Raw genomic sequence first — 21,760 nt, 5'->3', positions numbered from 1 at the left:
CGGACGGCCCGATGACGGGCGCTCCCGGGGAAGAAGCCACCGACGGTCTCAACCGGTACGTGTTCGCCTTCGGCGCCCACACGTTCACGGAGGACCCCGCGCTCGCGGACCTGCCGGGTGTCCCCGACGACCTGCGCCGGGTGAAGGCCCTCTTCTCCTCCCTCGGCTACACCGAGATCCTCCCGGAACTGGCCGGGGCGCCCGACGCCCAACTGGTGCGCGCCGGGCTGGAGGACTGGCTCAAGGCCGACGGGCGCGGCCCGGAGGACGTCCTCGTCGTGTACTACGCCGGGCACGGCCTGCGGGACGACCGCAGCCACCGGCTCACCTGCCGCACCAGCAAGCACAACCGGGTGAGCACCACGCTCGCCACCCGCGAACTCGCGGACCTGCTGGTCGACACGAGGGTCGGCCACGCCCTCCTCCTGCTCGACACCTGTTACGCGGAACTGGGCGCGGCCGAGATCGCCAACGTCACCGGCCAGCTGGTGGACTCCCGCCCGCCGGACGCCGACGGGCTGTGGCTGATGGCCTCCGCCCGGTCCCGCGAGGCGGCGTACGACCACGCCTTCGTCACCGCGCTGGAGAGCGCGGTCCGCGCGGGCACGGCCGGAATGCGCCAGCGCTACCTGGACATCCCCACGGTGACCGGCCAGGTCAACGGCCATCTCCGCGAGCACGGCCCGGACCAGTGCGCGAGCTACCACGCGGTGTCCGGCCGGGCCGTCCCGCCGTTCCTGCCCAACCCGAAGTACCGGCCGGGCCTGCCCGACGAGGCCATGGACGTGCAGTCGCAGCGGGAGTGGACCGCGCACTTCGGCCCGCGGGGCCGGGGGGTGGAGTACGCGAGCGAGCCCGGCGACTGGTTCGTGGGGCGCCTCCAGGCCCTGGCCACGGTGGCCGGCTGGCTGCGCGAACCCGTCCACGACGCCCGCGCGCGGGTCGTGACCGGGGACCCGGGGTCCGGGAAGTCGGCGGTCCTGGGCCGGCTGCTCGCGCTGGCCCGCCCGGACCACCCCGAGGCCCCCGCCCACCTGCTGCCGCCGCCCGGCTCGGTGACGGTCTCCGTACACGCACACGGCACCACCCTGGAGAGCCTCACCGCCCGGCTGGCCGCCGCGCTGGAGGTGGAGGCGGACGGTCCGGCGCAGCTGCTGGCCGGGCTCGCGGAGTACACCGGCCCGCTGCGGACAGTGCTGGTCGATGCGCTGGAGGAGGCGGGCACCGGCGTCGGGGGCCGCGAACCGCAGCGTATCGCCCGGGAGTTGCTCCGGCCGATGTCCGCCCTGCACAACCTGCGCCTGCTGATCGGCACCCGGCGGACCATGATTCCCGAGCTGGGCCGGGCCGTAGAGATCATCGACCTGGACACCGACGCGTACACCGGACGCGACGACATCGAGCAGTACGCACGGCGCGCGCTGACGGAGATGCCGGGCGGCCCGACGGCCGAGGACCGGGAGGCCGTGGCCGTCGCGGTCGCCCGGCGCGCGGGCCGCTCTTTCCTGGTGGCGCGGATGACCGTACGGGCCCTGCTCCATGGCGACCTGGCCCCCGACGTCTCCCGTCCCGGCTGGGAGGAGGAGCTGCCCTCCGAGGTCGGCCAGGCCTTCGATGCCTATCTGGCCCGGTACGGGGACGACGAGCAGCGGGTACGGAGACTGCTGCGCCCCCTGGCGTACGCGGAGGGGACCGGCCTGCCCTGGGACTCGCTCTGGGCCCCGCTGGCGGCGGCCCTCTCCGGCGAGAAGTGCAGCAACGACGACGTGGACTGGCTGCTCAGGCAGGCGGGCGCCTACATCGTGGAGGTGCAGGCAGGTGAGGGCCGGTCGGTGTTCCGGCTCTACCACGAGGCGCTGGCCGAGCACTTGCGCGATGCGCGGCGCAGCCGCGAGGACCAGCGCCGGATGACGGCCGAACTGCTGTCCTCGGTGCCGCCGAGGACCCACGGCGACGGCCCGGACTGGGAACGCGCGCACCCCTACGTCCACGCCCATCTGGCGGGCCACGCCGCCGCCTCCGACGACCTCGAACGTCTGCTCCAGGACGCGTGGTTCCTCGTCCACGCCGACCCCGACGGGCTGCTGGCCGCGATGGACGGCGTACGGGACGAGGCGGCCCGGCGCGTCCGCACGATGTACCGGACCTCGGCCCACCTCTACCGGGATCTGTGCGCCCATGAACGCGCCCAGGTCCTGGCGGTGGACGCGGCCCGCTACCGCCTGGAGCACCACCGGAAGACACTGGGGCGCCACCTGGAATGGACACCGCGCTGGGCGACCGGCTCCCAGACGAGCAGCTTGTTCCGGGGCGAGCTGGATTCGTTTGCCGGTGACCCGCTGGTCTCGACCGAGCTGAATGGGATGCCGGTGGTGCTCAGCGCCCAGCTCGGCGGCCCGGTCCGAATTTGGGATCCGGCGGAGCAGAGCTGTGTGGCCACCCTGGACGGCCATACCCGTACGGTGACCGCGATGGACTGTGTGGAGGTGGACGGGGTCACGTATGCGGTGACCGCCTCCAAGGACGGAACCGTACGCGTCTGGGACCTCGACCGGACCACGGCGGCCCGGCAGTTCGTGGTGCGGGAGGAGGGCGGAACCGCCGACGAGGTCGATGAGTGGAGAATCGAGCCCGCCGTTGCGGCGTTGTCCTGTACGCGGCTCCACGGTGAGGTGCTCATCGTCGGCTGTGGCCCGGACGGCTCGGCCTGGACTCGTGATTTCCGGACCGGGGAGGTACGCGGGAACTTTCCGGGAACTGCTGGAGGGCAGGAAGACCTTCCGTTGGTCTGCCTACAGATGGAGGGAACGACCCTGGTCTTCGTCGGTTCGCCATGGGGCTCGCTGCGGTGCTGGGACCTGGGCACGGGAGAAGGGAAAGAGATCCACGATTCCGTGGACTGCCGAGCGGTCTCGACCCTCGTCCAGGACGGCCGTCCGCTGGTCTCCCTCGGCTACCGCGACGGCCGGCTGCAATTCCGGGAGCCGGGCACGGATGCCGTCGTCACCTCTGTCCAGGTCGGCCGGGGCTGGGTGTCGGCCATCGCTTTCACGGAACTCGACGGCAGTCCGGTCATGGTGGTGGGGTACGGGGACGGCTCGATGGAGCTCAGGGAACAGCCGACAGGCCGGTTGCTCGCCCGGCTCAACGGCCACCGGGATTGGGTGCACTGCATCGCCGTCACCAAGGTGGACGGCCGTCCGGTCGCCGCAAGCGCCGACAGCGCAGGGTCGGTGCGTTTGTGGAGCCTGGAGGAGCGGGATGAGCAGGTGGAGCCTTCGGGCCATTCCAGCAGAGTGTCGGCGGTCGCATGCGCGGTGCTGGAGGGGGCCACCGTCGCGGTGTCGGCGAGCCACGACCACACAGGCCGCGTGTGGGACCTGACCTCGGGGAGGGAACTGCGCCGTCTGGAAGGGCACACCCATTGGGTGGCGCGGATGGCGTGCACCACGGTGGCCGGCTCACCGATGGCCGTGACGAGCGGACACGACGACACGGTCCGGGTGTGGGATCTCGCGAGCGGGTCGGAGACGGGGAGGGCCGAGGCCAAGCACCCGACCTTTCTGGCCTGCGGACACCTCGGTGGTGAACCGGTTGCCCTGTTCGGGGCCCCGGGCTCCGGCAGGGGCCCCACGAGTGTCTGGTACCTGGAGCGTCGAGAGATCAGTACCACTCCCGCTGCCGTCCGGCAGTTGGGATCTCTGACATGGGCTCTCGTCGACGGGCGCCCGCTGGCGGTGAGGGCGCAGAACGGATGGCCCGACGAGGAAGGGTGGTCCGTGGATGTCTGGGATCTCACCGACCATGGACGGGTGGGTACCTTGACCGGCCTCACCGATCAGGTGAACGCGCTGGCCTGCGGCACCGACGGACAGAACGCCGTGGTCCTGGCCGCCACCGCCCATGGTGGCCTGCAGGTCTGGGATCTACGAGCCCGGAAGCAGCTGCTCCGCCTGGGAAACGGCTGGGTGTCCGATGTGGAGTTCGGTCTGCTGGACGGGGTGCCGGTGGCCGTCGGAGCCTGTCACTTCGCTCTCCGCGTCTGGGAATTGAGCCGTGGCTCCCTGCTGCACGAGATCCGGATGCCGGTCGATCCCCGCGCCGTCGCCCTCGCCCCCGGCGGCGAACTCGTCGTCGGCGCCGGGTACGAAGTGGTCGTCCTGGAGCGCTGAGGCGAGAGGGCCGGCCCGGAGCCCGCCGCACCGGATCAGGTCGACCAGACCACCCGCCCGTTGTGCACGATGACCACCTTGGCGTCGGGGCGCAGCACCATCCGGGCGCCGCCGAAGTCGTGGGTCTTCGCGGCCCAGATCGGGCGGTCGTCGCCGTTGTGGATGACCAGGTTGCCGTCCGGCTGGAAGATCGCGCGGTGGTTCTGGCCGAAGGTCATGGCGGCCCAGATGGGCTTGTTCTGCTCGTTGTAGACGACGAGGTTGCCGTCCTGCTGCATGGTCATGCGGATGCGGTTCGTGGCCCAGGACTGGCCGACGCCGATGGAGCTGGGCGCGGAGACCGTCAGGGTGCCCCAGTTCGGCTGCGGGGCCGCCTTGGGCTTGGGCTTCGGCTCCGGTTTCGGCTCGGGCTTCGCCTCCGGCTTCGGGGAGGGCGTGGGGGTGGGCGTGGGCTTCGGCGGGGCGCTCGTCCTGGGTTCCGGTGCGGGGGCCGCCTTCGGCGGGGTGACCTTCTTCTGCTCGGTCGGGGAAGGGGTGGGCTTCACCATCACGTAGTCGTCCAGGGCCGCCGGGGCCGAACCGGGGTTGAGGACCGTGTCGGCGCTCCCGGCGACCGGTGCCGGGTTGTTGCGGGGCTCCTCGTCGTTCGCGCTGCCCATCAGGAGCACGGGTATCGCCACCAGGGCGGCGCCGACGAACACCGCTCCCGCCAGGACCGGTGCGCGGGGACGGTCCCGGTCGGTGGCGGTGAGGGTCTTGGTACCCGGCTTCGCGGCGAGCGCCGTGGCCAGGGCGAGGCCCTCGGTACGGCCTTCGGGCGATCCGGTGGTGCCCGCCGTGGACGGGGGCTCGCCGGGAGACGCGGCGTCGGGCGCCCCGGCTCCGGTCCTGGCTCCCTCCCCGGCTCCGGTCCCTGCCGTCGGGCGAGCCCCGGCCCCGGCCCTGGCCCCGGCCCCGGCCCTGGCCCCGGCCCCGGCCGCAGGGCCCGAGCCGGCGTCAGTTCCCGCTGCGGGGCCCCGTTCGGGTCCGCTTCCGGCCGCAGGGCCCGATCCCGCCGCAGGGCCTGGCTCGACCCCCGGCCCGGCCGCAGGGTTCGGTCCGGCCTCGGCCGGTGCCCGGCTCTTCGTGGTCCCGGCCGTCGCTTCGGCAGGGGCCGGTGGCTTCTCCGCCGTAGCCTCTCCGGTCGTCGTGGCCGACGGCCCGGTGCGTGTGCCGGGTGTCCCGGCCGCCTCGGAAGGTGAAGGCGGTGAAGGTGCCGAAGGCGCGGTGGCGGGCTCCTTGGGACCGGTCGGCGCGGGGGCGGTGCCGGGCTTCTCGGCGGACGCTGCGGAGTCGGCGCCGGGGGCAGAGGGTTCGGGGGACATGGGGACTCCTCCTCAGGGGCGTGCCCAACGTAGTCGGTCGGGGGAGACGTGAGGGACCTCTCCTCCGATCCAGCCGCGTCGCTTTGTCCGCCCACGCCTCACCGATCCCGGAAAGTTCCCCGACCGGGCGGGAAACGGGCACGTCAGGTGGAGATACGGGCACCCTGTCGGACCCCGTGAACTGGGCCGGTGTGACATCCTGTTGGCTTCCCGGTCCACTGGTTGCCGACGGTGCATCCGACCGCAGGCGGCCGATGATTCGTACGGAGCCAAGAGTTCAGGTGGACATACCGCTCGGAGAGCGGCGCGAGGACGCACGGAGCCTTCCGGACGCCTCCCTGGTGCCGGAAGCCGTGAGGGACGCCGCCCGCCGTGCGCCGGGGCACTGGATCGGCATCGTCGATCCGGAGTGGACCCGGACAGAGACCCCGCCGGGGTGGGCCGTCGTGGGGGAGTGGCAGTCCGACGCGGACGGGGGCGTGGGCGAGTACCGCGCCAACCCCGAGTACCGTCCCTCGGCCCAGGTTCTCGGCTGGCCGGAGCCCACCGACCCGGTGGACGCGGCGGCCCAGCGTGCCGCCACCGGATACGGCACGGTGGAGGCAGCGCTCGCGGTGCTCGCGGAGACGGACGTCACCGTCGTACGCGGACCGGAGGGCGGGCCGCTCCTGGCCGCCGGGCGGGACGGGGCGCCGGTCGTCCTGGCGTTCACCTCGTCCACACACGCATTCATGTCCCCGGCACTTCACCATGACACCCTGCCCGCCCGGGAGCTGGCCGGATCGGTGGCGGACCTCGGCGCCCTGCTGATGGTCAACGCAGGGGCCGCGGCCCCGCTGCTCGTCCCGGCCGCCGACCTGCTGCACCCCGAGAGCCCGGCCCCCGCGACCGCGGCAGGCGGGCCCGACCCGGCCGGATCCCGGCCCGACACCACAGGGAGGACCCCGTGACGCGTTCGTCCCAGAAGCCCCCCGCCTCCCCGGAGGCCCTGGCGGAGGCCGAGACGCCCGCCACCCCGGCCCCGGCCTCCGGAACGGACGGTGCGCCGAAGGCCTCCGCCGGAAGCCCGAAGGAGCCCGGAGCCGCCCCGGACGAGGCGCCGGTGACCGGCAGTCCGTCCGCGGCCGGCACGCCCTCGGAAGCCACCGCGGCCCCGGAGGCCGCGAACGGCGCCACCGGCGCCACGCCCCCGGCGACAACAGCGACAACCGCAGCAACAACAGCCACGGCAAAGACCTCAAAGGCCCCCGCCACGGCCGTCGTCACCGAGGAAGCCGGCACCAAAGAAGCCGACGCCGGGAAGGCCCGTACCGCCCCCGCCGCCGGGGAGGCCGAGAGCGACACCGACCCCAGCGCCTCCGCCGCCGCCCAGAGCCGGCTCCCCGCGCTCGTGAAGACCATGAGCGCCACCGCCATCGGCAAGCCCCAGCCGGAGGCCGGTCCCGTCGGCCGGCCGGGCAAGGCCGCGCTCGCCGGGGCGGCGGTCGTCGGCGCCCTGCTCGTCTCCGTACCCTTCCTCGTGCTCGCGGGGAACAAGGACGACGAGCCCCGGCGGACGAACACGGCGGCGGCCGGGACCGTCCTCGACGGCAACGGGCAGGAGGCGCCCGGTGAGTTCGCCGTCGTCGCCCCCGAGACCAGCGCACCGCCGACCACCGCACCCGCCGAGGAGAAGCAGACTCCTCCGAAGGCAGCGAACCCCGTGCCCGCCGTACCCCCGGCCGCACCCTCCGCCGAGGGCAAGGGGGAGGCGAAGAAGGACGACGGCCCCAAGGACCCGCCGAAGAAGGCCGATCCGCCCAAGACGGAGCCCAAGGCCGAGCCGAAGGCCCAGCCCAAGCCGAAGAACCAGCCCGCCAAGGCCCAGCCCGCCGTCACCTTCCGGGGGCCCTTCTCCTTCCGCAGCCACCTCTCCGGCCGCTGCATCGACGTCCCCGGCCACAACTTCAACGACGGCCAGCCGCTCTTCATGTGGGACTGCAACGGTGCCGACGCCCAGAAGTGGCGCATCGGCTCCGACGGCACCATCCGGGCCCGGGACAAGTGCCTGGACGTGGCCAACGCCGTCTTCCGCAACGGCACCCCCATCCAGCTCGCCTGGTGCAACGGGTCCGCCGCCCAGAAGTTCGACCTGAACCCCGCCCACGACCTGGTCAACACGGTGGTCGGCATGTGCGTCAACATCCCGAACGACAGCAAGAGCCGGGGTCCGTCGACGTACCTCGTCCTGTGGGAGTGCACGGGGCGCGACAACCAGAAGTGGAGCTCCTGACCCGGACGTCCGGCTGCCGGGAGCCCGCCCCCGGCAGTTGTCCGCCCGTGGCGGGGCATGATGGCATCGCCGGAGCGCCGGAACCGTGTCACCGGCGAAGAGGGGCGTCCGCACAGGGCGCCGCCGTAGCAAGGAGGTTGGTGCGTGTCGCGCCAGGTACTGTCGGTCGGCCCCGGGGACCGCTTCTCGACGATCGGTGAGGCGCTCGCCGTCGCCCGTACCGGTGCGCTCATCAGCGTCCGGCCCGGGACGTACGCGGAGAACCTGGTGATCCACACCCGGGTCACCCTCACCGCCGCCGAGGGGCGCGGCACGGTCGAGATACGGCCGCGTTCGGGCAGCGTGGTCGCGCTGCGCGCGGACGCCGTCATGATCTCCGAACTCACCCTGCGCGGCGGCGACTCCGAGCTGCCCGCCGTCGACGTGCGGCGCGGGCAGGCCGCGTTCGACGGCTGCGAAATCGTCGGCGCCGCCTGGACCGCGATGCTGGCCGGGGGCACCGGCTCCCTCGCGCTGCGGAACTGCCGGGTGAGCAACCCGCAGGGCGCCGGGATCGTGGTCACCTCCACCACCCCCACCACCGTCGAGTCCTGCACCCTCGAACACCTCGGCACCAGCGGCATCGTCCTCGCCGAGCAGGGCGAGGCGCGGGTCCGCGACTGCACGGTCCGGGGCGCCCGGGGCAACGGTCTGCTCGCCAACGGCGAGACCCGTGGCACGGTCGAGGACTGCGACATCTCCTCCACCGACAAGCCCTCCATCGCCCTGGAGGAGAACTCCGCCGTCTCCGTCGTCCGGACCGTCGTGCACGACACCAGCACCGGCGTGCACCTGAGCACCGCGGGCCGCACCACGCTGGAGGACGTACGGGTCACCGGCTCCTCCGGGAACGGCGTCGTCCTCACCGCCGGCACCGACCCCGTGCTGCGCCGCTGCCGGGTCTCGCGCGCACGCGGCAACGGACTGTTCGTCACCGACCGGGCGCGCGGCACCTTCGAGGACTGCTGGGTCGACGGGGCCCAGGGCGCGGCCCTGCGGGTCGCCGGGGCGTCCTCCCCGGCGCTGACCGGACTGACCGTCCGCGACTGCGAGGGCACCGGGCTGCTCCTGGAGGAGGACGCCGCCCCCGAGCTGGACCGCCTGGAGGTGATCGGCTCCTCGCCCGCCGTGGCCGTGCAGGGCGGCGCCAACCCGCTGCTGCGCCGGGCCCGGCTGGTGGAGCCCGCCGGTGACGGCATCGCGGCCACCAAGGACGCCCGCGGCCGCATCGAGGACTGCGAGATCGTCCGGCCCCAGGGCGCCGGGGTACGGGTCGCCTCCGGCTCCACGCTCTACGTGGCCGGTGGCGGGGTCTCCGACACGGCGGCGACCGGCCTGCTTGTGGAGGACGGCGGCAATGTCACCGTCCGCGACTTCCGCGTCGAGGTCTCCGGCGAGGAGGGCGTGGTCGTCGAGGCGGGCGGCGAACTGACCGCCAACCGCACCACCGTCCACGCGCCCAAGGGCCACGGCTTCCTGCTCCGCGAGGGCGCCCTCGCCTCGCTCAGCGGCTGCGAGGCAAACGGCGGCGCCCAGGACGGGTTCCGGGTCGAGTCCACCGCCCCCGTCTCGCTCGTCAACTGCACCGCCCGCGAGAACGAGGGCGGCGGCTTGGTGCAGACCGCCCCCGGCGACCGGCTCGCCGTCGACGGGCTGAACAGCGTCTCCAACGGCAAGCGCGACGCCTGGGGCACCGGCAGCGCCGAGAACACCGACCCGGCCGGCTCCGGGGCCGCCGACGGTCCGGCGCCGGACCGGGCGGACGGGCCGCTCGGCGCGCTCAACGCGCTGATCGGTCTGGAGAACGTCAAGCAGCAGGTCCGTACGCTGGTCAACCTCACCCAGCTCGCCCAGCGCCGCGAGCAACTCGGCATGCCCGCACCGCCGATGAGCAGACATCTGATCTTCGCCGGTCCGCCCGGCACCGGTAAGACCACCGTCGCCCGCCTCTACGGGGCGATCCTCGCGGAGCTGGGCTCGCTGCGCAGCGGCCATCTGGTGGAGGTCTCCCGCGCCGACCTGGTCGCCCAGGTCGTCGGCGGCACCGCCATCAAGACCTCCGAGACCTTCCAACGGGCCCTCGGCGGCGTGCTGTTCATCGACGAGGCCTACACCCTCACCGCCGACAGCGGCAACGGCGGCGCCGACTTCGGCCGCGAGGCCGTGGACACCCTGCTGAAGCTCATGGAGGACCACCGCGACGACGTGGTGGTGGTCGCCGCCGGATACTCCCGCGAGATGGACTCCTTCCTCAGCTCCAACCCCGGTCTGGCGTCCCGTTTCTCACGGACCGTCGAGTTCGAGAACTACTCCGTGGACGACCTGGTCGCGATCATGGAGAGCATGTGCAGCCAGCACCAGTACGAGCTGGGGGAGGGGACGGCCCAGGCGCTGGCCGCCCACTTCGGGGCGATGGACCGCGACGCGGGCTTTGGCAACGGCCGTGCCGCACGCGGGGTGTTCGAGGAGATGGTGGACCGGCAGGCGATCCGGCTCTCCACCCAGGACCAGGTCGGTGAGCACGACCTGCGGCTGCTGCTCCCCGAGGACGTCTCCGCCACCGCCGCCGCCTCGGCCTCCGGGACCGCCGCACCGGACGACGACCCGCTCACCCGCCTCGGCGACATGATCGGCCTGGCCGAGGTGAAGCGCGAGGTCGCGGACCTGGTCAACCTCATCACCACCGCCCGCCACCGCGCCGCCGCCGGACTCCCCGTCCCCACCCTCAGCAACCACCTGGTCTTCACCGGACCGCCCGGCACCGGCAAGACCACCGTCGCCCGCCTCTACGGCGAGGTGCTCACCCAGCTCGGCGTGCTGGCGCGCGGCCAGCTCGTCGAGGCCGCCCGTGCCGATCTCGTCGGCCGCTACATCGGCCACACCGCCCAGTTGACCCGCGAGGTCTTCGAGAAGGCCCGGGGCGGCGTGCTGTTCATCGACGAGGCGTACACCCTCACCCCGCGGGGCTCCGGCGCCGACTTCGGCCAGGAGGCGGTGGACACCCTGCTGAAGCTGATGGAGGACCACCGCGACGAGGTCGTCGTCATCGTCGCCGGATACACCGACGAGATGGAGCGCTTCCTCGCCTCCAACCCCGGTCTCTCCTCCCGCTTCCCGCGCCGGATCGCGTTCAGCGACTACTCCTCCGAGGAGCTGGTCACCATCGTCCGCGCCCAGGCCACCACCATGGGGTACGAGTGCGGGCCCGGCACCGGGCCGCTGCTCAAGGAGTACTTCGACTCGATCCCGCGCGACCGCTCCTTCGGCAACGCCCGCCTCGCCCGTCAGGTGGTCGAGTCGATGGTCACCCGCCAGGCGGGCAGGCTCAGTTCGCTGGCCGCGCCCACCCTGGACGACCTGCGCATCCTCCTCCCGGCCGACGTCCCGGCCGCCGCGCCGGGGGCGGTCTCACGGTGAGGCCGCCCGCCCGGGGGACGGCCCGCCTGCTGTACGGGGCCGGGCTCGCCGCCGCCCTCACGCTCCCCGCGGCCGTCGCCCCGGCCCACGCGGCGCCCCACTCCCGTACCCCCGCGGTCGTCCCCGCCGCCGACGGGGCCAAGGGGCAGGAGCTGCCCGGGATGCCGACGGTGCTCGACAGCCGGCAGGGCGAGGTGAGCTGCACCCCCGCGTCCAAGGCGACCGCCGAGAAGCAGGACTGGTCCCGGCAGCGGCTCGACCTGGACCGGCTGCACCGGCACTCGACGGGGCGGGGCACCACCGTGGCGCTGATCTCCACCGGGGTGGACCCGGAGGCCGCGGGGCTCGGCGGGCGGGTCACCGCCTCCGGCGACGCCGCCGACGACTGCGTCGGGCTCGGCACGTTCCTGGCCGGGATCGTCGCCGGGGACGGCGGCGGCAGCCCGCGCCTGACCGGAGCCGCCCCGGCCGCGAAGATCCTCGGCCTGCGCGGCACCGACCGGACCGGGGTCCCGCAGCCCGGCCTGGTCACGGCGGCGGTCCGCGCGGCGACCGAGGCGAAGGCCGACGTCATCGCCGTCGCGGTCGCCCTGCCCCGCCGGGACGCCGCCCTGACCCGCGCGGTCGCGGACGCCCGCAAGGCGGGGGCGGTGGTGCTCGCGGCGGCCACCCCGGAGACCCCGGCACGCGGCTCCTCCGACGAGATCCCCGCCCGTACCTACTGGCCCGCCGGTGAGCCCGGGGTGTTGTCGGTCGCGGACATGCTGCCCGCCGGGTCCCGCCCGGACCGGGCGCTGCCCACCGGCGACGTCGACCTGGCCGCCCCCGGAGCGGGCGTCGTCTCCGGCGGGCCGCGCGGCAAGGGCCACTACCTCGGCGGCGGTGTCGCGGTGGCCACGGCGTACGCCGCCGGGGCCGCCGCCGCCGTCCGCGCAGCCCACCCCGACGCGTCGGGCGAGGAGGCCGCCCGCAGGCTGACCGCGACCGCCTATCCGGCCGACATCCCCCAACTGGACGCGTACGCCGCCGTCACCACCGTCCGGGCCGGCTCCGGCGCGCCCGCCGCCGGTCCGGCCCCCGCCGCCGAGCCCGTGGCCGTACGGGACACCTCCGGCACCGACCGTGCCACCGGCCGGGCCGTCCTCTTCGTGCTGCTCGGTTCGGCCGGGGTGTTCTCGCTCCTGTGGGCCGGATTCGCCCTCTCCCGGGCCCGGTCCCGGGGCTGGCGGCCGGCCGGAGCGGGTACCGCGGGCAAGCCCTGAGGTACGGCAGAGGCCCCCTCCCGCAGTCCGCGCGGGAGGGGGCCTCTGCCGTACCGTCTCAGCCCTCCTCGACCAGTGCGGTCTGCACCAGCCGCGGCTTGCGGCGCTGGATGTGCAGGGCCCGGCCCGGCGGCAGGTTCAGCGGCTTCGCGTTGCCGAAGAGACGGCCCTCCGTGGGCGGGCAGGAGAGCAGCACGGCCGGGTTGTTGGCCTCGTCGAGGCGGCGGATCAGCCCGTCGCTCAGCCCCCGGCCCGCGCCCATGGCGCTGCGGGCGACGACCAGGTGCAGCCCCATCTCGAAGCCCAGGTTCAGATGCTCGAAGAGCGGCTCGAACGGGCTCTGGAAGGAGTTGCCGGAGACCATGTCGTAGTCGTCCACCAGGATGAACAGGCGCGGGCCCGTCCACCAGTCGCAGCCGCGCATCCGGGCGGGCGAGATGTCGGCCCCGGGCACCCGGGTCTTCATCGCGCGGGCCGCGCCCTCGATGGTCTCGTTGAGGTTGTCCAGGGAGATGACGTGCCCGATGCGGTACTCCTCCGGGATGGCGTCGACCAGCGTACGGCGGTAGTCCACCACGATGATCTTCGCCTCGGAGGGGGCGTACCGGCGGGTGATGCCCTGGGTGACCAGTCGCAGCAGGTTGGTCTTGCCGCTCTCGGTGTCCCCGACCGCGATCATGTGCGGGGTCCGGCTGAAGTCGTGCCAGACCGGCTCCAGTGCCTCCTGGTCGAGGCCGAGGGCGAGCCGCATCCCGCCGCCCTCCGTGGCCTCCGGTGCCGGGAGTTCGGAGACCGGCAGCCGGTGCGGGAGCATCCGGATCTGCGGGGCGGACGGGCCGTGCCAGTGCCGGGAGATCTCGGCGACCAGGTGCGCCACCCCCTCGCCCAGGTCCTCCAGCGAACCGCTGCCGTCCAGGCGCGGCAGACCGGCCAGGAAGTGCATCTTGCTGTCCGCGGTGATGCCCCGGCCGCCGGTGCGCGGCACCGAACGGGCCTTGCGGGTGTCGATCTCGGAGTCCATCGGGTCACCCATCCGCAGCTCCAGGCGGGTGGCCGCCTGGTCGCGGACCTGGGCGGACAGCTCCACCCAGCGGGTGGTGGTGACGATCAGGTGGATGCCGTAGTTGAGGCCCCGGGCGGCCAGTTCGTTGAACTTCGGGATCAGGTCGTCGTAGTCCTGGCGGACCGTGGACCAGCCGTCGACCACCATGAACACATCACCGAACGGCTCGTCCGGGAACTCCCCGGCGGCCCGGCGGCGCCGGTAGGACTGCATGGAGTCCAGTGCGTGGTCCACGAAGAACTGCTCGCGCCGGGCGAGCAGCGCCATCACCTCGGCCACCGCCCGGTTGACCCGCTCCGGGTTGAGCCGGGCGGCGACCCCGCCGACATGCGGGAGCCCGGCGAGCTGGGAGAGGCCGCCGCCGCCGAAGTCCAGGCAGTAGAACTGGATCTCGGCCGGGGTGTGGGTGAGGGCCAGGGCGGCGATCAGGGTGCGGGCCAGCGTGGACTTGCCGCTCTGCGAACCGCCCGCGACGGCGACATGGCCGCCCGCCCCGGAGAGGTCCACGATCAGCGGGTCGCGGCGCTGCTCGAACGGCTTGTCCACCAGGCCGACCGGCACCCGCAGCTTCCCCGTGCCCGGCCAGCCCGCCGCGGTCAGCCCCCGCACCTTGTCCGGGGCGATCCCGGGCAGCAGCGCGTCCAGCGGTGACGGCTCGTCCAGCGGCGGTAGCCACACCTGGTGGGCGGCGGGCCCGGAGCCGCGCAGCCGGTCCAGCGCCACGTCGATCAGCGCCTCCTCCTCGCCCTCCCCGGCCTCCGGCTCCGGCTCGGGCGCCGCCTCCAGGGTGCGGGGCACCACCCAGCCGCTGGTCCACGGCACCACCTGGCTCGCCACCCGGGCCTGCACCACCGCGCCCGTACGACGCCGGTACGTCCCCGAGGAGTACGCGGCCCGGAACCGGGTCAGCGCCTCCACCCCGGACTTCAGATAGCCGCCGCCCGGAGCCGCGGGCAGCTCGTAGGCGTCGGGCACCCCGAGCACGCCCCGGCTCTCCATCGCGGAGAAGGTGCGCAGCCCTATCCGGTACGAGAGGTGGCTCTCCAGCTGGTGCATGCGGCCCTCGTCCAACCGCTGGGAGGCCAAGAGCAGATGGACGCCGAGCGAGCGGCCCAGCCGCCCGATCATCACGAACAGCTCCATGAACTCCCGGTGGGTGGACAGCAGTTCGCTGAACTCGTCGACCACGACGAAGAGGCTGGGCAGCGGGGCGAGGTCCGCCCCGGCGGCGCGGGCCCGTTCGTACTCCAGCGCCGAGGTGTAGTTGCCTGCTGAGCGCAACAGCTCCTGGCGGCGGATCAGTTCGCCGTGCAGGGCATCCTGCATCCGTTCCACCAGGGCGACTTCGTCGGCCAGGTTGGTGATCACCGCGGAGGTGTGCGGGAGTTCCTCCAGGCCGAGGAAGGTGGCGCCGCCCTTGAAGTCGACCAGGACGAAGTTGAGGGTCTCGGAGGAGTTGGTCAGCGCGAGGCCGAGGACCAGAGTGCGCAGCAGTTCGCTCTTGCCGGAGCCGGTGGCGCCGATGAGCATGCCGTGCGGGCCCATCCCGCCCTGCGCGGACTCCTTGATGTCCAGCTCCACCGGACGGCCGTCCACGCCGACCGCGATCGGCACCCGCAGCCGACCGGAGCCGGAGTGCCGGGCGAAGAGGGTCTGCGGATCGTGCCGGTGCAGATCGGGGATGCCGAGCAGCGTGGTCAGCTCGACATCGGTCTCCAGCGGCTGCGCGATGTCGGAGCCCAGGCTCATCCGGCGCGGGGCGAGGAGCCGGGCCAGCGCCTGCGCGCCGAGCGTGCCGAGCCGGTCCGGGCGGCCGAGCGGAACCGAACGCTCCTTGCGGCTGCGGTCGGTGCGCACCAGGTTCACCTGCCCGGGCCCGACGGTCAGCCGCAGCGTGTTGCGGCCGGGCCGCCAGCGCAGCGCCCCCGACACGTCCAGGACCAGGGCGTTGCGGTAGCCGTGCCCCTCCCAGCGGTGCCCCTCGGGGATGGTGACCCCGTCCACCACCACGACCGTGTACGGCTCGTCGCGGCCCGGGGTGGCGTCCGGATCGAAGCCGGGGCGCTCGGCGAACTCGGCGCCCAGCAGATCGTCCAGCTCGGTGAGGTCGGCGGTGATCCGGCGGGCGTGGCCAGCCCCGTCCTCCTCGTGCGGATCCAGCACGTGCGGCAGCCACTTGACCCACTCCCAGTCGGGCCGCCGCTCGTCGCTGACGCAGAACGCGATCCACAGCTCCTCGGGCGCGTGGAAGACCGCGAGCTGCCCGAGGACCGCCCGCACCAGCGCCCGTACGTCCTCGCTCCTGTCCTCCGCGGCACTCCCGTCCGGCCCCTCCTCGGGGCGCAGCAGGATCCGGGCCGAGGAGCGCAGATAGAGGCCGAGCGGCTGGTCCGGGATGGTGGAGTAGGCGCGGATGAAGCGGCGCAGGGCGTGTGCGCAGAGCGGTTCGAGGTCCTCCACCGGCCGGGTGGAGACCGGGTTGAGGGTGAGCGCGAGCTGCTGCTCACCGACCGCGATCCGGACCTCGCCGAAGTCCTCGTCCGCCGGGCGCCGTTCCCACAGCCGGGTGGTGCGGGCCAGCGAGCGCAGCGACGCCGGCTCCGGGTGGCGCCAGGCCAGCGCCCGCTGCTGCTCCGCGATGGTGGTCCGCACCCGCTTGCGGGTCTGCGCCAAGTAGCGCAGATAGTCCCGCCGTTCCCCCTTCAGCCGCTGCTTGCGCTCGCTGGAGCGGCGCATCAGCTGCCCCAGCAGCATCGCACCGGCGGAGAGCGCCATGACGCCCATCGCCAGATACATGAAGACGCCGTTCCCGCCGCCGGGGCGCAGGAACATCAGCATCATCGACACCGACATCAGCGCCATCGGCAGGTACGTCCACACCGCCGAGGTGTCCGGCACCGACTCGGCGAGGACCGGTGGCTCCTGGAGGGTCAACTGCCCATCGGGCATCTCCGGTCCGCGTCTGCGGGCCGGACGGCGAAACAGCACGACACTCAAGGAACAGAACCTCCGGTTCACTGGCTTTCCGGCCCGCCCCGAATAGCGGCGCGTCCGGGAGGAGGAAAGACCGCACCCGGAGGATTCCTCGGGCGGGGATGCACCGATGAACGCCGGGTGAATGTTTCGAGCGGATGGCGGGCGTGTCCGGACTTCCGGGCCGGACGGAGCCCGCCGTATTCCTCCACCGGCCCGCAGTACGGCCGGTGGCCGCAGGCAGTAGTCTGCATTCACGGAACGCGCCCTGTCCACGCGGGAGTGGTGGCCGACGGGTGCGCGGGCACAATTCGCCCGCATCGCAGCCCGGTTCACAGGCCGCGGACTTATCCGTACTGTTCGCACATTCCCTCTCCCGGGGAAGCTTCCTGTCAAAGCCTGCACGGAAGACGAGAGTTCTGCTGATGACCGACAGTGCGGTGGCCGAAACGTGCCGCCTGACCGTACGTGCGCCGAGCGTGACCATCGATCTGGCCGTGCCCGCCGACGTGCCCGTCGCCGACCTCCTCCCCACCCTCCTGCGGTACGTCGGTGAGGAGGCCGAGGAGGCCGGGCTCGACCACGCCGGATGGGTGCTCCAGAGGCTCGGGGACGCACCGCTCGACGAGGAGACCACCCTGGCGGGCGCCGGTCTCGCCGACGGGGCCGTGCTCCATCTGCGCCCCCACACAGAGGCACTGCCCGAGGCCCGCCTGGACGACCTGGTCGACGGGATCGCCGAGACGGTGGGCCGGCGGCTGCACACCTGGCACGCCGGGGCGGCCCGCGGCCTGCTCGTGGGGACCGCCCTGGCGACGGTGGCCGCCGCCCTGGTGCTGGTCTTCCGGCCCGGTGTGACCGACTCCACCGGCATCCGGGCCGCCTGCGCCACCGTGGCCGGGGTGCTGCTCCTCGCGGGGGCCGGCACCGCCAGCCGCGCGATCGGGGACCGGCTCTCCGCCACCGCGCTGGGCCTGCTGGTCGCCCCGTGCTTCGCCCTGGTCGGCTGGGTGCTGCCCGGCGGCGACCTGACCGGGCCCGACGCGGCCCAGGTCGTGGGCGCCCGGCTGCTCGCCGCCGGTGCCGCCGCCGCGGGCGGCGCGGTCCTCGCGCTCGCCGCCACCGCCGTCGGCGCCCCCGCGCTGCTGGCCACCGCCGTGGTCGCGGTCGCCACCGCGATCTCCGGCGCGCTGATGGGCTACTCCGGCCTGGACGTGCCCGCCGCCGTCGCGCTGGTCGCCACCGTGATCGCGCTCGCCGCCGGGGCCGTGGCCCCCTTCGCCTTCAAACTGGCCGGGATGCGGATGCCCGCCCTGCCCTCCTCCGCCGGGCAACTCCAGGAAGGCATCGACCCGTACGCGGGCGACGAGGTCGCCGAACGCACCGAACTCGCCGGGCGCTGGGTCACCGCCCTCTTCGCCGCCACCGGAACCGTCGTCGCCGCCGCCCTGACCGTCCTCGCCCACACCCCCGACCTGCCCGAGACGCTCACCGCGCTGGCCCTGTCCCTGCTGCTGCTCCTGCACGCCCGGGGCCTGATCGACATCGGCCAGCGCCTCACCCTCGTGGTGCCCGGGATCTGGGGGCTGCTGCTGCTCGCCCGCGCCTGGGCGGTGGACAGCGACGCCGACGGCCGCCTGGTGGTCTTCGCGGTCCTGCTCGCCGCCGCGGCCGGTCTCGTGACCGCCTCGTGGGTCGTGCCCGGCCGCCGGATGCTGCCGTACTGGGGCCGGGCCGCGGAGCTGGCCCACACCGGCCTCGCGGTCGCGCTGCTGCCGTTCGCCCTGTGGGTCGCGGGCCTCTTCGGCTGGCTGCGCGGCCTGTTCGGCTGATTCCCCCCCGTACGCCGCTTGATGGAAGACGAGTTGAGGAGAGGCCGTGCAGTCCAAGCGCGACCAGGTGCAGGCCCACGGATTCATGATGGGCAGGCTCAGCTCGGGCCTGCTCACCGCCGACCCGGACGCCCCGGAGAGCCCGTTGGGCCGCACCACCCGGGGCGTGGTCTTCGGCCTGCTGGTGACCGTCCTGATCGGCGCCGGAGCCACCGTATACGGGCTGCTGCGCCCCGGCGGCAACGAGACCTGGCGCAAGGGCGAGAACCTGGTGGTCAACCGTGAGACCGGGGCCCGCTATCTGTGGACCGGCACCGACGGGGTGCTCCACCCGGTGCGCAACTACGCCTCCGCCCGGCTGATCGGAGGCGCCCAGCTCAAGGCCGTGGACGTCTCCACCGCCTCGCTGCGGGACGTGCCCGTCGGCGCTCCGGCCGGCATCCCCGGCGCCCCCGACACCCTTCCCGGCCCCGCCCAGTTGGACGCCGGGGCCTGGCACATGTGCGTGACCGGCCCGGACGGGGCGCTGCCCAGCACCTCAGGTGCCGTCGCGGGCGCCGGGGTGGAGCAGGCGGGGGCCACCACGCTGGTCGCCGGGGCCCCGCTGGAGACCCAGGACGTCGGCGCCGACCGGGGCGTCCTCGTCAGCGGCCCGGACCGCGCCGAGTACCTGGTGTGGCGGGGCAGCCGGCTGCCCCTGGACCGGGCCTCCGACGCCCGTAACGCCCTCGGTTACGGCTCCGAGCGGGCCATGCCGGTCTCGGCCGCCTTCCTCGACGCCCTGGCCCCCGGCCCCGCGCTGAAGCCCCCGGAGGTCCCGGGGCGCGGCGAGGAGGGCCCGGTCCTGGGCGGCGAACCCAGCCGCGTCGGCCAGCTCTTCGAGGTCAGCGTCCCCGGCGGCGACAGCACGTACCACCTGCTCCGCAAGGACGGCCTGGTGCCGCTCTCCCGGCTGGAGGCCGCCCTCGTGCTGGGCGACCCGGCCACCCAGAAGGACGCCTACCAGGGGAGTTCGCCCAAGGCCCGCGCGGTCGGCGCCGACGCCCTGCGCACCCACCGCGCGAAGGAGTCCGCCACGCCCCCGGCGGCCGGCGCGGAGCTGCCCCGTACGCCTCCCGCCCCGCAGTCCGCGCCGCGCGGCACCGCGCTCTGCGCGCAGGTCGACGGCGGCAACGGCGGCGCCCGCATCCGGTCGGTCCTGGTCCCGCTGACCGGGCTGGCCCCCGTCGCGTTCTCGCAGGGCGCCGCCCAGCCGCTGGCCGAGGCCTGCGCCTCCACCGACGCCACGGTCGTACGGCCGGGGCACGGCGCCCTGGTACGGGCCCTGCACGCCAGCGGCGCGGCCCACGCGGCGACGACCTACCTGGTGGCGGAGAACGGCGTGAAGTACCGGGTACCGGGCAAGGACGCCCTGGCGGCGCTCGGGTACGGGGAGGAGGACATCGGCTCCGTACCCGCACCGCTCCTCGCGGCCCTGCCGACCGGCGCGGACCTGGACCCGGCCGCCGCCACCGGCGCCGCCGAGCCCAGGGTCACCGCCCCCCGGTGCGCGGACGGCGAGAAGACGGCGGCCGGATCGCCCAAGGCCGTGGGCGCGGCCGACTCCCGGCCATGATCCGCCCAAATGCTCCCAACAGCGCTGGAACGGGAAATGAGGGCGGCTCAGGTGGTGCGCACAGCCCGGTGCCGCTCGGGGAGATTTGGTGGGGAATTCTCAGGAGAAACCTCAGATAAAGCTCAGAAAATGGGCCGCCCCGCTGCCCGTTCGGATTCTTCCGGTGCCCGTTTCCTGTCTGAACCCCGCCGCGTGGCCATCCGGCCCCCATCCGCGTTCATTTCGCGGAAACATCGGATCAACTTCCTTGCCGTGCACGGAATGCAGGAACCCGTCCTATGCTCAAATCTTCCTTGCGTACGTTGCGCCGCACGCGAGGTTCTCCATAACCTCAGCGGGCAACCACGTGACGAGAGTTGCCTCGACGAAGGGAGCGTGACATGGCGGACACTGGCCAGCGCAGGGCGGATCATGCCAAAGGCTTGGGAGGTGTCTCCTCACTCGAGTCGGCCCGTAACTCGGTGGAGAAGATCCAGGACAACGTTGCCCAGATCGCGGCGCGTTCGGGTGTCGGAGGCGACGAGGGCCAGGCCCTGCTGAAGCTCTTCCGGAGCTGGACCGGCGAGTCCCAGAAGGTCGTCGTCCAGATCAGCAAGATGATCAACGCGCTCCAGGAGAACGTGGACTCGGCGAACCGGCTGGCGCAGGAGAACCGGGACCTCACCGAGGTGCTCAACAGCAAGACCAGCCAGGGCGTCTTCGAGGCGCTGCGCTGACCTTCCTCGCGTCGACCGTCCTCCGAGCGGAGGCCGGAAACCCCTGAGCACCCCCGGGCCCCGGGCCCGGTCATCCGAGAGGAGATGTCATGGCCGACGGCATCATCGATGTGCAGTACGCCAAGGTTCGCCACGCGATCGAGGAGCTGGCACAGGAGACCCAGAAGATCATCACCACCCTCAGCAACCTGGAAGGCGAGCTGAAGCCGCTGATCAGCTCCTGGGAGGGTGCCGACCAGGAGATGTATCGCGGCGTGCAGTTCGAGTGGAACCAGGCGACCCAGCGCATGGCGGAGCTGCTCCGCGACAGCGGCGACCTGGTCCAGACGATCCACGACAGCCACTCGCGGGACGAGCGCCGGAGCGCCGACAACTGGGGCAACGTACGGGCCCGTTAGCCGACTCCGGGTTCCGCCCCACCGCCCCGTCGGCGGGCGGGACCCGGACGCGTCGCGGGCGACCGGAGACCTCCGGCGCCCGCCGCTCCGTACCCCATCCGGCACCGAACCCGAGGAGGATGCCCCATGGCCGGTGAGAAGGCCGACGTCAAGCACTTCGACCTCAAGCAGATGGAGAACTTCCGGGACTACGAGGTCGAGCCGGTCCAGCGCGATGCGAAGAGCCACCGGGAGGACACCAAGGACGGCGTCCGCCCGCTCGGTGACCTGGTCGCCGGATACACCACGGAGGAGAACTCCAAGAAGGACCAGCAGATCCTGCGCATCGGCAAGATCGGCCGGGGCGAGGAGGAGGACCTGATCTCCGGCAAGACGCTGCTCACCTCCATCACCACGGCGGCCACCGGGATCGACAAGCTCCTCGGTGACCAGGTGACCCTCTTCAAGGAGCTGAAGGAAGCCCTCACCGAGACCATCGAGGAGGCGAACAAGACCAAGGAGAAGAATCTCGACGCGATCGACGCGCAGACGCTGCTCCAGACCTTCGACGAGGTGGACGCCCTGACCGTCGGAGGCACCGGCGGCAGCGAAGGAAACTCCTGACCGGCACCAGGACCAGGACGAGGACCAGCACCGA

12 protein-coding genes are annotated in these 21,760 nt (G+C 73.3%); 10 read left to right on the top strand and 2 right to left on the bottom strand.

Annotation, left to right across the window (positions count from 1 at the left end):
* The first annotated feature begins 11 nt into the window (after positions 1 to 11).
* A complete protein-coding gene (locus DJ476_RS06380) occupies positions 12 to 4,172 on the top strand; it encodes a caspase family protein (protein WP_112490063.1) in 4,161 nt (1,386 codons plus the stop codon).
* A gap of 35 nt (positions 4,173 to 4,207) precedes the next feature.
* Here DJ476_RS06380 and DJ476_RS34410 read toward each other — a convergent pair whose 3' ends face one another.
* The gene (locus DJ476_RS34410) at positions 4,208 to 4,873 is read right to left on the bottom strand and encodes a hypothetical protein (RefSeq protein WP_404827467.1); all 666 of its coding nucleotides are present in this window, start codon (positions 4,871 to 4,873) and stop codon (positions 4,208 to 4,210) included.
* 944 nt (positions 4,874 to 5,817) lie between these two features.
* On the opposite strand from DJ476_RS34410, the gene DJ476_RS06370 reads away from it, so the two are divergent.
* From DJ476_RS06370 to DJ476_RS06355, 4 genes are all read left to right on the top strand, one after another.
* Entirely contained in the window at positions 5,818 to 6,486 is a 669-nt protein-coding gene (locus tag DJ476_RS06370; protein ID WP_103421739.1) for a type VII secretion system-associated protein, read from the top strand.
* A complete protein-coding gene (locus DJ476_RS06365; protein WP_103421738.1) occupies positions 6,483 to 7,808 on the top strand; it encodes a ricin-type beta-trefoil lectin domain protein in 1,326 nt (441 codons plus the stop codon). Before DJ476_RS06370 ends, DJ476_RS06365 begins: the two co-directional genes overlap by 4 nt.
* 144 nt (positions 7,809 to 7,952) lie before the next feature.
* Positions 7,953 to 11,264, top strand: a complete 3,312-nt coding sequence (locus DJ476_RS06360) for a right-handed parallel beta-helix repeat-containing protein (protein WP_112490061.1) — start codon at positions 7,953 to 7,955, stop codon at positions 11,262 to 11,264.
* Positions 11,261 to 12,526, top strand: coding sequence for a S8 family serine peptidase (locus tag DJ476_RS06355; protein ID WP_112490060.1), 1,266 nt, complete (start codon positions 11,261 to 11,263; stop codon positions 12,524 to 12,526). The genes DJ476_RS06360 and DJ476_RS06355 overlap by 4 nt, the downstream gene beginning before the upstream one ends.
* A 58-nt stretch (positions 12,527 to 12,584) precedes the next feature.
* Here DJ476_RS06355 and eccCa read toward each other — a convergent pair whose 3' ends face one another.
* Positions 12,585 to 16,538: a type VII secretion protein EccCa gene (eccCa, locus tag DJ476_RS06350; protein ID WP_112490059.1), complete on the bottom strand. Its 3,954-nt coding sequence runs from the start codon at positions 16,536 to 16,538 to the stop codon at positions 12,585 to 12,587.
* 449 nt (positions 16,539 to 16,987) lie between these two features.
* On the opposite strand from eccCa, the gene eccD reads away from it, so the two are divergent.
* From eccD to DJ476_RS06325, 5 genes are all read left to right on the top strand, one after another.
* On the top strand, positions 16,988 to 18,394 hold the full coding sequence (eccD, locus tag DJ476_RS06345; protein ID WP_112490058.1) for a type VII secretion integral membrane protein EccD: 1,407 nt from the start codon (positions 16,988 to 16,990) through the stop codon (positions 18,392 to 18,394).
* Between the two features lie 46 nt (positions 18,395 to 18,440).
* Positions 18,441 to 20,009 (top strand): type VII secretion protein EccB, encoded by a 1,569-nt coding sequence (gene eccB / locus DJ476_RS06340; RefSeq protein WP_103421905.1) that lies wholly within the window; start codon positions 18,441 to 18,443, stop codon positions 20,007 to 20,009.
* A gap of 380 nt (positions 20,010 to 20,389) precedes the next feature.
* A complete protein-coding gene (locus DJ476_RS06335; RefSeq protein WP_070202355.1) occupies positions 20,390 to 20,725 on the top strand; it encodes a hypothetical protein in 336 nt (111 codons plus the stop codon).
* A gap of 89 nt (positions 20,726 to 20,814) precedes the next feature.
* Positions 20,815 to 21,123, top strand: coding sequence for a WXG100 family type VII secretion target (locus DJ476_RS06330; RefSeq protein WP_070202356.1), 309 nt, complete (start codon positions 20,815 to 20,817; stop codon positions 21,121 to 21,123).
* A 126-nt stretch (positions 21,124 to 21,249) separates the two neighbouring features.
* The gene (locus DJ476_RS06325) at positions 21,250 to 21,726 is read left to right on the top strand and encodes a type VII secretion system-associated protein (protein ID WP_103421904.1); all 477 of its coding nucleotides are present in this window, start codon (positions 21,250 to 21,252) and stop codon (positions 21,724 to 21,726) included.
* Positions 21,727 to 21,760 lie beyond the last annotated feature (34 nt).

The sequence above is a fragment of the Streptomyces bacillaris genome (assembly GCF_003268675.1).
Classification (GTDB): domain Bacteria; phylum Actinomycetota; class Actinomycetes; order Streptomycetales; family Streptomycetaceae; genus Streptomyces; species Streptomyces bacillaris.
The sequence above is the reverse complement of the archived record's forward strand: the minus strand, read 5'-3'. Positions and strand labels throughout refer to the sequence as shown.